Genomic DNA, 12,799 nt, shown 5'->3' with positions numbered 1-12,799 from the left:
TTTGGTGGCGGTTTGCATTAGCAAAGGCCGTTGCATGGAGCACTGGCGGATCATTGGCCTCTACTGTCACCAAGACAAGGTCTGGATTGTTATAAAAAGCATGGCTATCTATACGTTCCACACCGCCCGGTAGGGTAACCGCCATCAATTGGTTGTCACTAAATGCCCCTTCCCCGATACTGGTGACACTGGATGGAATCCCAACATCGGTCAGTCCCTTGTTCTGAAGGGCACCTTTTCCGATAGCGGCCACCGTGTAGGCGTACTCGCCATCGTCTGCCGTTTCGGGGATGGTGACGGCCGCGTCCGTACCGGTATAGCCCACCACCATTACCTCGGTTCGGGAGGTAATTCCGTATGTGATATTATCAACGGTAAAGATCCCGTAGCTGATGGACCTAAACCCGTCCCACCCATTATCCAGATACTCCTGTTTCCTGCCCGTGGGCACCACAAGGTCTATTTGGCCACGGTCCGGATTGGAAAAGGCAAGCTCATGGAGGGATGGGGGATCGTCGGCCCCCATCGTCACCAGGCGAAGGTTCGGGTTGTCCTGAAAAGCATACAGATCTATGGTTCTTACATTGCCCGATATGGTCACTTCTTCTAAATCGTTTCCAAAAAATGCCTGTTCCCCAATATATTCCACATTGGCCGGTATGGTCACCTCTTCTAAATCGTTTTGGGCAAAGGCCAACTGCTCAATTCTGGTGATACCGTTCGGTATGGCCACCTCGGTAAAGTCGTTAGTTCCAAATGCCCGTTGCCCAAGGCTGGTCACACTTTCCGGAATCTCAACACCGGTCAATTGGTTTTGCCAAAAAGCATCTTGCCCGATCGATGTCACGCCATCGGGGATGTCGACCTCGGTCAATTGGTTCCCCGCAAAAGCAGAATTCCCGATTGATCTCACGCCATCGGGTATATTGACGCTCCTCAATGGGTCATTTCCGCGGTTCCAAAAATTACCCCCAGTAAAAGCATTGTCCCCAATGGACGTGACCGTATACCTGCTGTCATTCTGACTGTTTCGGAGGAAGTAGATTTCTGAGGGGATTTCCACGTGACCTTCAGTACCAAACATTTCCTCCAAGCTTTCTCCGCTCTTGCCTATAAATTTAACGAGCTTTACTTCATTGGGGATTACCGATGTGACTTCCCAAATGAAGCCATTATTATTATGGATCTTCCCTAAGAGCGAAGAGACGGACTTAAAACCTGTCCACCCTGCATCCATATAGGCTTGCTCCTTGCCCTGGGGTACAAGTACGTTTGTTTTGTCGTGACGGTATGGATACTGAAAGGCATCCGGATCGATCGCCGGTGGTTCATCGGCCATCACTGTCACCTGGTTAATGTTCTGTGTATAAAAGGCCCGGGGCCCAATACTTTTCACAGTCGCCGGTATGACAACCGTTAGCGGTAGAGCTAGAGGGTGCTGATTATCAAAAGCACCATCCGCTATAGCAGTCACCCGGACCTGGCGGGAGGACCCGAACCCTTTAACATCCACCTCTGGATGAATGATCAAATTATAGCCAATAGCAGCAGGGCTAATCACCGTAGCTTCGTTTGAAGCGTCAATAATTGCGTATTTAGCACCATCCAGCTTAGCGACTCCGTAGGTGATGCTCTCGGCTAAGTCCGCCCAGTCTGAATTTTCGTAAGCCTGAATATTACCAGGGGGCACCACAAGATCAAAAGTTATTATATTACTGGCCTGATTGTTAAAGGCAGCTGGATCCAGTCGTCCCGATTCCATCGGTGGACTACGTTGGACCGACACAATGGAAAGGTTATTGTTGTTATAAAAGGCCTGGAATGCTATACTATCCACCCTGGCCGGTATGGTCACCTCCCTTAGATCGTTTGCGGCAAAGACCCACTTCTCAAGCAAGGTGATATTTTCTGGAATTTTGACACTGGTCAAGCCGCAAGTTCCAAATGCCCGCTGCCCGAGACTGGTCACACTATTGGGTATGACAACACTTCCCAATTGGTTTTTAAGGGTACTTTCTCCCCAAAAAGCATCTTCTCCGATACGGGTCACATTACTCTCACCAGAGAAGGTAAGCTCGGTCAATTGCTTATTAAAAAAAGCTCGCCGCCCAATAGCGGTCACCTGGTAATGGGTGTTTTGGTCGGTAACCGTTGGAGGGATGGTCACTTTTGTTCCAGAATTGATATCATAGTCTACGATCTCAACTTGGGCTGGAGTGGTAGCGGTAATCTCGTATTTGATGCCATCGACTTCAAATTGGTCTCCTACACTTTGGCCGTAGCAGACAACATTCGCTACTATCATAAGGATGATAGATCGTATTAATTGTAGTTGCTTTTTCATTTTCATGACTTTTGAATATTAAATTATGTAATATGCAAAGTATCCACATACAAAAGAGCATCCAACAATTAGTGCCCAACCTCTCTAAAATTGGGATGTTATTAAGGATTTCGGGGATTTTGAAAATCCAAAAATCCCTTTTAATGGTCTGTTTGTCCCAGTCTCAGTCGATATGGGCACTTTTTATCTTGGGGTCTTGTACTAAATCCTCACCTTTGTTGCTAACAAAGAACTATACAACAAAAAGTATGCGCAATGGAGTGATGGCACACAGCCAGATCGACCATTGCTTTTATAAGAGTAAAGTTTTTTATTTATGGTTAAGTTTTATGCAGCAGCGGGGATCGGAAACAACGGTCCCCGTTGTTTTTTTGTGGAACAAGGCTCGATACCATGGATTCACTACTTTCCTTTTCTTTAAAACATTCTGATACGTTGTTGATATCCTCGCTTATTTTGCTTTCGACCACTCGGCATATAGCTGTGTAGTGGACAGCTTGGTATGTCCCAAAAGCTTGGATACCGTTTCTATGCGCACCCCATTGGAGAGCATTACCGTTGTGGCAAAGTATGCCTGGCAACATGAAAGGAAATGTTCTTGTGGATATCGCGGGACCTGGCTATTTCTTTGCTCTACTATATATCCCGCACCACTGAAACAAGTTCAGCACAGGCTTTAATCCTAGGAAACTAAGGCAAATTAATTAATATCTTTCAACTTCAGCTGAAGAGACACCTTACCATTCCACTCGTTTTCATCAATGGTAAAAGCAGCTTTAAACGTCTGCTCGTTATGGATTGTGCCTTGTTTTGTTCCTAATCCAAAACCTATAGCATCTATTGCAATCCCATTTTTTTGGACTTTGCACTTCAAATGTTTATCATCCTCGCCTACACATCTCCCATATCCCGTATCGCTAAGTCCTTCAGTCATAAAAACCGGTGTCATGTTTCCTGGACCAAAAGGAGCGAATTGTTTAAGGATACGATAAAACTTTGGGCTGATTTGTTCTAACTCGATGGGTAGATCAATCGAAATTTCTGGAGTAAGTAATGTTTTATCTATGGTCGACGTAACAACTTCTTCAAATTTTCGTTTAAACGCTTCATATTGTTCTTCTAGCAATGTAAGCCCCGCAGCATATTTATGTCCCCCAAACTGTTCGATATGATCTGAACAAGCATCCAACGCATTGTATACATCAAATCCTTTTACAGACCGTGCCGACGCTGCTAATTTTTCCCCACTTTTGGTAAACACCAAGGTAGGTCGATAATAGGTTTCTGTCAATCTTGACGCTACGATCCCTATCACGCCTTTGTGCCAATCTTCTTTATACACCACAGTGGTACATCGATCTTCTTCTTTATTCTGAAGAATTTGAGCAAGAGCTTCTTCAGTAATACTTTTGTCTGCATCTCGTCTATCGGTATTATATACCTCAATTTCAGCGGCGTATTGTAATGCTGTTTCCAGGTTTTCTTCAGTAAGCAAAGTAACTGCATCTAGCCCGTGTTTCATCCTTCCGGCGGCATTTATTCTCGGAGCGATAATAAAAACAACATCGGTTATGGTTAAGGTGTCTTTTTTTACCTGAGAAAGCATAGCTTTAAACCCGGTTCGTGGACTTTCATTAATCACCAATAATCCAAAATAGGCAAGGACTCTATTTTCTCCGGTTATTGGTACAATATCGGCTCCTATTGCTGTGGCCACCAGATCCAGATAAGGAAGTAAATCCTCTATGGATTGCCCTTTTTTTGAAGCTAGTCCCTGAATCAATTTAAAACCAACACCACAACCACATAATTCTTTATAGGGATAATCACAATCCTCTCTTTTGGGATCCAGAACTGCTGCAGCATCTGGAATTTTATTTCCCGGCCGGTGATGATCACAAATCACAAAATCAATCCCTTTTGTCTTGGCATAGGCCACTTTTTCAATAGCTTTAATCCCACAATCTAAGGCAATAATTAATGAAATATCATTATCGTGTGCATAATCGATCCCTTGATAGGAAACTCCATACCCCTCTGCATATCGATCAGGAATATAGGTCGTTATTTGCGGATGCAAGGTTTGTAGATATGATGATAGTAAAGCTACCGATGTAGTACCATCGACATCATAATCACCATATACCATAATATTTTCTTCGTTGGTAATTGCCTTTTGGATTCGTAAAACGGCCAAATCCATGTCTTTCATCAAGAACGGGTCATGAAGATCTTCAAGAGAGGGCCTAAAAAACTTTTTGGCCTGTTCGAATGTTTCTATCCCTCTTTGTGCCAATAATGAAGCGATGATTGTATCTACATTCAAGGCTTTTGCCAGCTCATTTACTTTGGAGGTATCTGGTTTTGGCTTTATTGTCCATCTCATTCGTGTAGTGTATTCCTATTACAGAAACCAAAGTACAAAAAACATCCCGATCCCTCTTGATTTGATATTAGTTTTGTATTTTGCTTTGCCAAAATAATACGTTTAAATTCAAAAATACACACATACACATGCCATTAGTAACACCACTTTCTGCCGATCACGATCTCGAAACCAAAGAATTAGCAGAATTTTTTAACGAAACGCTTGGATTTTGTCCAAATTCTGTACTTACCATGCAAAGAAGACCGGCTATCTCTAAAGCTTTTATCAATCTAAACAAAGCGGTAATGGCCAATGAAGGTCGTGTTACCTCAGCTTTAAAACGAATGATTGCCTGGGTGAGCAGTAATGCAACTGGGTGCAGATATTGTCAGGCTCATGCTATTAGAGCAGCAGAACGTTATGGTGCAGAACAAGAGCAATTAGACAATATTTGGGAATACAAAACACACCCTTCTTTTAGTGATGCAGAGCGTGCTGCACTTGATTTTTCGCTGGCGGCTTCTATGGTTCCAAATACTGTAGATGATACCATCAAAGAGGAATTGTACAAGTATTGGGATGAAGGCGAAATTGTAGAAATGCTTGGAGTAATCTCCTTATTTGGATACCTAAATCGATGGAATGATTCTATGGGAACTACTGTAGAAGAAGGTGCTATTGAATCTGGAGAAAAATACCTTGGTAAACATGGCTGGGAAAAGGGGAAACATGTTTAAAACCCATGTTTAGAATCATCTATTTGCATCCAACATGCGAATTAAGGTTCTACCTTTTTTTAGAAATTGTTATTATGAGATTTAAAACTACCATTTCAAGGGGCATTGCCAAAATTGCCCCATTTGTCTTTTTGTCGCTTAATCTTTCTGGTTGCTACGAAGTTGAAAAAGCGGTTACAGAAATAAAAGCGCTACAGCAAATCGAAATTACATATGATGATTATGAAGTAGAGATCGATCAATACGATCGTTCTATATATCTTGATAAAAAAAGAGAATTCATGACAGGGCATTTTTATGTTGTCTATAACGAGAAAGTTTCTGAAGAGTTTGTTTTAAAAGGTGGTGTTTTAGATGGTATTCATCGGGTATATTCTCCAGAGGGACATTTACTTAAAGAACAGCATTATAAAAACGGATATCTTGATGGAGTTAGCAAATTTTTTAATAAAGAAGGTAAAGTAACAGGCATTACCAATTATTCAAAAGGCAAAATAGTAGGAGATCGAATTGGATATACTAATAATGGAAAAATGCTTACCAAAACTGAAACTATTAATGGTATAGCGTATGAGCATTCTTATAGAGAAAACAAACTTAAAATGACCATGTATTCAGATAAAATTGATGGTGTTAGCTATCAAATATTATTACATTATGATAATGTTGAATCTCTAGATGGTGCTTTTGCTGTAAAAGATGAGAATACAGGCACAGGACAGCCATCAATGTTCTATATTTTAAACGAACAATATAAAATTGTAGATTCGATTTCTCCAAAAGAGCAACCCGAAAAAATGATGGAGATTTACTATTTCCTACAACAATAGGTTACTTTATCCAGATACTGTCCAAGAAAGGTAATCTGTAGTAATTAAACAGAAATTATCTTTTCTTTCACAGCTTTCATTATTAATCCGGCCATATTCTTGACTCCCAATTTACTCATAAGGTTCTTGCGATGTCCTTCGATCGTTCTAGTACTTAAAAAAAGTTCTTCGGCGATTTGGCTTGTTGTATATTCTTTGGTGATCAGTTCTAAAACCTCAAGCTCTCGGGCAGTAAGATAATAATCCTTACCTATCATGGGTGGTTTTGTTACTTTGTGCTTTAGCCCTTTTAACAACGCATTAGAAACAAACGGATTAAAATACACACCTTGCTGGTATACTGATCTAATTGCCTCTTCAAGTTCTTTTTGATTGGTATCCTTTAACAAATATCCATTGGCACCTATTTCCATGAGATACGAAATCATTCGTTCTTCTTTGTGCATCGTAAGAATAATGATTTTAAGATCTGGATAAAGTTCTTGCAATTTCAGCGTGGTATCAACACCATTCATATCTTCCATTTCGAGATCTAAAAGAATTACATCAGGCACTACATTGTTCAATTTGGTGAGAAGATCTTTGCCGCTTACAGCTTCTAGTACCAGGGTGATATTTTCCATTTTGTCTATTAACGATTTTATCCCTTCACGAAATAAATTATGGTCATCTATTAATCCGAGTTTTATAGTTTCCATGGCTGCAATATTATACTTGGTTGTGTGTTTATGGGCATGTTACTTTAATCTTCATTCCTGAACTGACTTTCAGAAAATCCATGTTTCCTGATAATACAGATAGTCTACTTTCGATATTTTTTAATCCTAATCCTTTTTTGTGATCCAGCTTTTTTTGGTCAACCCCTTTTCCGTTGTCTTCATATAAAATTATCAATTTTTCATCTTCATTTTTTAGCTCGATACCTACTTCAGAAGCTTCGGCATGTTTAATCGTATTTGTAATTAATTCTTGAATAATTCGGTATATATTAAGTTCCTTTGATTTTGCAATAGTTTTTATGGTGTTATTTTTAAACTCTACCTCGATATTTCCCGAGTCATTTACGGTTTGCGCCAAACTTTGAATAGCCTCTATTAATCCTAATTTTTCGAGAATAACAGGTCTTAAATCTTGTGATATACTGCGCACGGTGTAAATCATATCATCAAAAAAACCGCTCATTTTTTCTGTAATTTCGTTTAGCTCATCTTCTGGTAATTCGGGATTAATTTGACTAAAATATAATTTGGTTGTGGTTAACATTGCACCCACATCATCGTGTAATTCTTTTGCAATTCTGGTACGCTCTTCTTCCTGACTAAGAATTGACGTTTTTAATAATTCTTTTTGATAATCCGACTCTATTTTTTGATGTCGTTTTTGCTGAGTTAATAACCTTCTTTGATATAAGATAAAAAATATTATAAGAGAAAGAGACAGTAAAAATAATACTGTCATACCTATAATTATAATCTTTAATACTATTGCCTCTTCAGTTTCACCCATAAAGCGATGGTGTAAAAAATAGTTAATACAATATTTACAATAGCGTGAAGCCCCCAAACCAGGTAGCTAACCTTGTTAGGTTCTTTAAAAATGCTATTATTAATAAAAAACAAGATCAGGTTACTCGAAAAATAAATCAAAAAACCAGAGCTAATCCAAAACATAGCATTATTTTCCAAGGCACTATATTTTACTTCTTTAAGTAAGGCATAAAAATAGCTTAAGGCCAAGAATATGGTCAACAATCCTAATCCGGTCGTAGCATTAGAATTAAAAGTGTTCAAATCCTGAAAAAAAAGCGTGTTGGTAATTGCAAAAATTGTAAACACGACTCCTAATACTATAAAGAAGGCCTTTGGAAACAGTATCGACAATTCTTCCTTATAAATATTAATGATAAGTAAAAACTGGATCACTGTATAAAAATGATACATTGGCAGGTTGTTTATATTTTGGTGCCAAAGCATCCATGAAATTACTTCTACGATTACCGTAACCCAAATCAAAAATGCAAGTTTCTTTTGTGCAACACCTAAAGTCTTGAATTTAAGTATAGATATGGTTAGAGGTAAAAACAATAAAATGGATGCTACCAATGTTAGGTTTTCAAAAACTTCTTTGCTCATTAATATATTTTAAGGTTCGTCACATTACTATCATTGACAAGTAGGAGGACAGGGTCGAAGATACTCTACATATCTCTCGGTTTCCCGTGAATTTGATGTTATGGTTGAAACCATTTCCAATACACCTTTGAGTCTAAATGCATCTTGATTTTCTTGAGTTTTTGAATTGACAAGTTTAAAGCCCAAAGTTGGAGCAAAAGAAATCATCTTTTTATTATTAAATTTATTCATATCTACTCCTGGATAAAGCGTAATAGCACGTATTTCACCAAGGCCTTTTATATACTCTACCATGGGGTTATCTATACAATAATAGTTCACCCGGACCCTATTCGTACTATCCTCCTCTTCGGCAATAAAAAGGTCATCAATTAAATGATTACCGATCTCATCCCAGTTTTTGGCAATCATATCTTTAAAGATCTTTGGCACATTAGCGCCTCCTTCTGTTTTAATCTTCATCGGTGATACCGGATCTGGAACTAATTTTATGTATTCTTCGTGATCACTACCTCGTTTATATCCCAGTATAAAATAAAAAGTATACTCATTTTTGTTTTCTTCTTTTAGTGCTAGATGTAACTTGAGCTCTGTGATCTCTTTTTTGATTTCATTAAATCGGTTTACTCCCGGACCTTCCATAGTAAATTCTTTAACTCGGCTATATTGATTGCTAGTGGTTCGTTCGTTCCATTTCAGTTTATGAAAATGATTTGCTAATTTAAGGATGTCTTCTTCTATCCATCGATCTGTATCTGTCTTAAATTCTTCTTGAAGGATTGTGGCATCGTTTTGTGGGATTGTAGTTTCCATTTGACCATGTATTTAAAGGTTAATTATTGTTTATTAAAGGTAACCAAAAAACGTGCTATTTACTAATACTCCCACGACTAACAGGTACTTACCATGGTAGAACACGTATTTTCCACGTATCTGTATTTACAGGGTTTTAAGGCTTTTATTTTTGTGATGTCCATCCGAATTTTGAAAGCAGATTTATTAAAAAAATCAATAGCGAATAGTAAACTTAAAACCTATAAATTATGTATTTAGTAAGTGAAGATTTATCTACAATCGAGATTACAGATCCTATGTCCTTGGAGACATTTTTGAAAGAATTAAAACATCGCAAAAAGGAACTCGAACATCTTAAGGCAAGTGTCATCTCTGGGAAAAGCAACGCACAAAGAGTATTATCGGCAATAAAGAATGAATCCAGTAACATCGCAAACTTTTTTGGAGATAATATTTTTAGGCCCGATAATAGAAGAAGAAAAAAACAAGCCATTGATGCCATCGACAGATTAATCGAGCTTTGCGGAAGTTCTGAAGATATTATCGATGACCTGTTAAACAAGAAAGATTACTGTCAACAAATCGGAAATGACATGGGTGAATGGAGAGAGACCATTGTTAATTTCTTTCCTATTATTGGTTCAACCTCAATAATAGTTCCTGAATTCTCTAAAGACTGGGGTGTAGAAATATTTGCACAACTTTCTGTAATTGTAATTGGAGCAGGTTTTGCTTCAATGGCAAAATACGGTTTTAAGGCTGGCCTGGCGATTGCTGCCATTGGTTTATTGATAGGAGTTATTGCCGGTATTGTAGCAGGAGAAAAAAGAAAAGTGTTATTCGAAGAATTTAAGCAAGATGCCGATAAATCTTACAGAGAAGTAGATCGGGAAATATACCGCCCCTTACTAAAAGCTCAAAAGGAAATGAATGCGTTTTTCAAAGACCTCGGAAATTTATTAGTAAAAACGGGATGGGTCAACAAAAATAGATCAAATGATATTATACACCTTGTCGATGTAATTAACAAGAAATCTAGTGAAATTAAAAACTTAAGAATAGGTTATAACATGACCATGACAATGATGCAAGGAAGAGAAACTAAAGATTTAGAAAATATATTGGATTTAGTTCTTAAAGGAGTTTTTGGCAATATCAAAAATAAAGAAGAAATCGCTACAATTTTAAAAATTTCTTATTTTGATCAAATTGATTTGCCTATTGACGAAATCAAAAAGCATCTTGATTTGGATGATGAAGCTGTTCTAAAATTAAGAATAAGAAAACTATTAATAGAGCGCAAAACTCCAAGAGATATTGCAAAATTTTTAGAAATAGAAGAAAACAAAGTCCAGGATGTGCAAAACCATCTAAAAAAACTTGACGAGTACAAAAAAATTGCAGCCTAATTACTTAAACGACCCACTTAAAGTTAACTTTAAGTGGGTCGTTTTTTACAACGAATTCGTCGTTCGAAAGATGTTATTTTCTAAGATAATACTTATAACTCCTATATAATAAAAACATACTAATCAAAAGAATTAATAAGGCCCACATCCAATACTCCCCAGGTAAATGAGCTGCGATCATTTGGGTATCCGAATATTGTATTCTCCCATCACGTTCAAATTGTTTGGTAAACAAATAGGCGGTTTGTAAATAAGTACTTAACACACATTGCGTGCCCAAAAATAATAATGTAAAAGCTTCCAGTTTTCTTACCCTTAAAATGGCAATAAAAAATAGAATTGCCGCAAATATGCTTAAAATGATTAGGGCCAATAACGCATGTATCCATAAGCATAAAGACAATACCATAATCACTAACAAAAGCCAAAGCGCAATTTTGGATGTAATGCGATTTCTGGCTGATGCAATTAACACAGCCCCAGAAATAGCCGGCCCTAGTAACCCTCCCGCAGAAGTAATAGCTCTGGCAACATTATAATCCAAATAACTAAAAGTCACATTAGAATACGCTACACCACCACCATTATCATAAATCTCCAGATAATAAAATTTCCCTCCCAGAAGTAATGCGGTAAGACCATGCCCCATTTCATGAAACCATGTTCCCAACAGCAATAATGGATATTGTATCATGGCAAAATAAGGCAATTGCCATAATAAAAATACCAGCAAGCTGATTCCTATAATTGCAAGTAATGGTTTCCTTTTCAATTGTTATGCATTTATATTGAGGCTCAATGTTTCAATAACAAGATAACAACCAATTTATTATCAAACTTTCGGGGAAAAAACACCTTACTTTAAAACTTCATTGATCTTTTGTTGAAGAACAGACACCACCTCATCATTAAACCAAGGGTTTTTGGTTAGCCAAAAACGATTTCTTGGTGATGGATGTGGCAATGGGAAATATCTTGGTAAGAATTCGTGGTATGCCCTTACGGTTTCGGTTAAATTACCCTTGATTTTTTCTCTTAGATAGTATTTTTGAGCATATTGCCCAATAAGAATAACCAATGCTATATTTTGCATATGATCCCACAATGGCTGATGCCAAAGCGGAGCACATTCTGGTCTTGGTGGTAAGTCACCACTTTTTCCTTTGCCAGGATAACAAAACCCCATAGGAACAATCGCTATTTTGGTTTCATCATAAAACAATTCATTTGTTACATTAAGCCATTTTCTAAGCTGTTTACCGCTGGCATCATCCCATGGAACTCCAGAAGCATGAACTTTGGTTCCCGGTGCTTGTCCAATGATTACAATCTTAGCTTCCGGGTGACCAGAAACTACAGGCCTTGGACCCAAAGGCAAATGCGCTTTGCATACATCACATGTTCTTATATTAGAAAGTAGATTATCCATTACTTTTTTCTTCCTCCAACCACTACTACAATTTCTCCTTTCGGAGGTTTTTTTTCAAAATGTTCCAGAACTTGTTTTGCAGTTCCTCTTACAGTTTCTTCGTGCAATTTACTTAACTCACGAGACACCGAAACCAAGCGATCTTCACCAAAATACTCGACAAAGTTTCCTAAGGTTTTAATAAGTTTATGTGGTGATTCATAGAAAATCATCGTTCTAGTTTCTTCAGCCAATAGTTTAAGTCGAGTTTGTCGCCCTTTCTTTACAGGCAAAAATCCTTCAAAAACAAATTTGTCATTGGGCAGTCCACTATTTACCAATGCTGGTACAAAAGCGGTAGCACCGGGTAGGCATTCAACCTCAATATTATTTTCTACACAGGCCCGGGTAAGCAAAAATCCCGGATCACTTATGGCGGGCGTACCTGCATCGCTAATCAAAGCTATCGTTTCTCCGCTTTTTAACCTTTGTATTATACGATCCACCATTTTATGCTCATTATGCATATGGTGACTCTGCATAGAAGTAGTTATATCAAAATGTTTTAATAATTTACCACTGGTTCGAGTATCTTCGGCCAGTATTAGATCTACTTCTTTGAGAACTTTAATCGCTCTAAAAGTTATATCATCTAGATTACCAATAGGAGTGGGTACGAGGTATAATTTTGACATATCAAGAAATAAAAAAGAAGCTTTCCAAAAAATGAGATGTTGTCATCCTGAACTTGATTCAGGATCTCACAAAGCTATGTA

General features: G+C 38.0%; 12 protein-coding genes. 3 read left to right on the top strand and 9 right to left on the bottom strand.

From position 1 onward, the window contains the following. A partial coding sequence (locus tag U6A24_RS20750; RefSeq protein WP_324181933.1) for a leucine-rich repeat domain-containing protein occupies nt 1-2,344 on the bottom strand: 2,344 nt, incomplete at its 3' end. Nucleotides 2,345-3,044: 700 nt separating this feature from the next. Further along, nucleotides 3,045-4,730, bottom strand: coding sequence for a single-stranded-DNA-specific exonuclease RecJ (recJ, locus tag U6A24_RS20740; protein WP_324181932.1), 1,686 nt, complete (start codon nt 4,728-4,730; stop codon nt 3,045-3,047). A gap of 128 nt (nt 4,731-4,858) precedes the next feature. On the opposite strand from recJ, the gene U6A24_RS20735 reads away from it, so the two are divergent. Together U6A24_RS20735 and U6A24_RS20730 are read left to right on the top strand one after the other, a co-directional pair. Beyond that, on the top strand, nt 4,859-5,449 hold the full coding sequence (locus tag U6A24_RS20735; protein ID WP_324181931.1) for a carboxymuconolactone decarboxylase family protein: 591 nt from the start codon (nt 4,859-4,861) through the stop codon (nt 5,447-5,449). A gap of 74 nt (nt 5,450-5,523) precedes the next feature. Then, a complete protein-coding gene (locus U6A24_RS20730; RefSeq protein ID WP_324181930.1) occupies nt 5,524-6,279 on the top strand; it encodes a toxin-antitoxin system YwqK family antitoxin in 756 nt (251 codons plus the stop codon). 44 nt (nt 6,280-6,323) lie between these two features. Here the strand turns inward: U6A24_RS20730 and U6A24_RS20725 are convergent, their stop codons facing one another. From U6A24_RS20725 to U6A24_RS20710, 4 genes are read right to left on the bottom strand one after another with little or no spacing between them, the layout of a single operon-like run. Continuing rightward, complete coding sequence (locus U6A24_RS20725; RefSeq protein WP_324181929.1) at nt 6,324-6,977, bottom strand: response regulator transcription factor; 654 nt, start codon at nt 6,975-6,977, stop codon at nt 6,324-6,326. Between the two features lie 28 nt (nt 6,978-7,005). Continuing rightward, nucleotides 7,006-7,785, bottom strand: a complete 780-nt coding sequence (locus U6A24_RS20720) for a sensor histidine kinase (RefSeq protein WP_324181928.1) — start codon at nt 7,783-7,785, stop codon at nt 7,006-7,008. After that, nucleotides 7,761-8,411, bottom strand: coding sequence for a hypothetical protein (locus tag U6A24_RS20715; RefSeq protein ID WP_324181927.1), 651 nt, complete (start codon nt 8,409-8,411; stop codon nt 7,761-7,763). The genes U6A24_RS20720 and U6A24_RS20715 overlap by 25 nt, the downstream gene beginning before the upstream one ends. Nucleotides 8,412-8,441: 30 nt before the next feature. After that, the gene (locus tag U6A24_RS20710) at nt 8,442-9,224 is read right to left on the bottom strand and encodes a hypothetical protein (RefSeq protein ID WP_324181926.1); all 783 of its coding nucleotides are present in this window, start codon (nt 9,222-9,224) and stop codon (nt 8,442-8,444) included. Between the two features lie 230 nt (nt 9,225-9,454). Between U6A24_RS20710 and U6A24_RS20705 the strand changes: the two genes are divergently transcribed. Beyond that, nucleotides 9,455-10,615, top strand: coding sequence for a hypothetical protein (locus U6A24_RS20705; protein WP_324181925.1), 1,161 nt, complete (start codon nt 9,455-9,457; stop codon nt 10,613-10,615). 73 nt (nt 10,616-10,688) lie between these two features. On the opposite strand, the gene U6A24_RS20700 is transcribed toward U6A24_RS20705, so the two are convergent. The 3 genes from U6A24_RS20700 to rsmI all read right to left on the bottom strand — a co-directional run bounded on the left by U6A24_RS20700 (nt 10,689) and on the right by rsmI (nt 12,718). Then, nucleotides 10,689-11,387, bottom strand: coding sequence for a M50 family metallopeptidase (locus U6A24_RS20700; RefSeq protein ID WP_324181924.1), 699 nt, complete (start codon nt 11,385-11,387; stop codon nt 10,689-10,691). Nucleotides 11,388-11,471: 84 nt separating this feature from the next. After that, the gene (locus tag U6A24_RS20695; protein WP_324181923.1) at nt 11,472-12,044 is read right to left on the bottom strand and encodes a uracil-DNA glycosylase family protein; all 573 of its coding nucleotides are present in this window, start codon (nt 12,042-12,044) and stop codon (nt 11,472-11,474) included. Then, complete coding sequence (gene rsmI, locus U6A24_RS20690) at nt 12,044-12,718, bottom strand: 16S rRNA (cytidine(1402)-2'-O)-methyltransferase (RefSeq protein WP_324181922.1); 675 nt, start codon at nt 12,716-12,718, stop codon at nt 12,044-12,046. Before rsmI ends, U6A24_RS20695 begins: the two co-directional genes overlap by 1 nt. Nucleotides 12,719-12,799: the final 81 nt, after the last annotated feature.

Origin of the sequence: Aquimarina gracilis (genome assembly GCF_035285365.1) — a bacterium.
In the GTDB taxonomy this organism is placed as follows: domain Bacteria; phylum Bacteroidota; class Bacteroidia; order Flavobacteriales; family Flavobacteriaceae; genus Aquimarina; species Aquimarina gracilis.
Note: the sequence above shows the minus strand (reverse complement) of the source record. Positions and strands in the feature narration are given on the sequence as shown.

Bases quoted from the DNA above. Each gene is read 5' to 3' on its own strand.
- recJ (WP_324181932.1), bottom strand. From the start codon at position 4,730: ATGAGATGGACAATAAAGCCAAAACCAGATACCTCCAAAGTAAATGAG.
- U6A24_RS20735 (WP_324181931.1), top strand. From the start codon at position 4,859: ATGCCATTAGTAACACCACTTTCTGCCGATCACGATCTCGAAACCAAA.
- U6A24_RS20730 (WP_324181930.1), top strand. From the start codon at position 5,524: ATGAGATTTAAAACTACCATTTCAAGGGGCATTGCCAAAATTGCCCCA.
- U6A24_RS20725 (WP_324181929.1), bottom strand. From the start codon at position 6,977: ATGGAAACTATAAAACTCGGATTAATAGATGACCATAATTTATTTCGT.
- U6A24_RS20720 (WP_324181928.1), bottom strand. From the start codon at position 7,785: ATGGGTGAAACTGAAGAGGCAATAGTATTAAAGATTATAATTATAGGT.
- U6A24_RS20715 (WP_324181927.1), bottom strand. From the start codon at position 8,411: ATGAGCAAAGAAGTTTTTGAAAACCTAACATTGGTAGCATCCATTTTA.
- U6A24_RS20710 (WP_324181926.1), bottom strand. From the start codon at position 9,224: ATGGAAACTACAATCCCACAAAACGATGCCACAATCCTTCAAGAAGAA.
- U6A24_RS20705 (WP_324181925.1), top strand. From the start codon at position 9,455: ATGTATTTAGTAAGTGAAGATTTATCTACAATCGAGATTACAGATCCT.
- U6A24_RS20695 (WP_324181923.1), bottom strand. From the start codon at position 12,044: ATGGATAATCTACTTTCTAATATAAGAACATGTGATGTATGCAAAGCG.
- rsmI (WP_324181922.1), bottom strand. From the start codon at position 12,718: ATGTCAAAATTATACCTCGTACCCACTCCTATTGGTAATCTAGATGAT.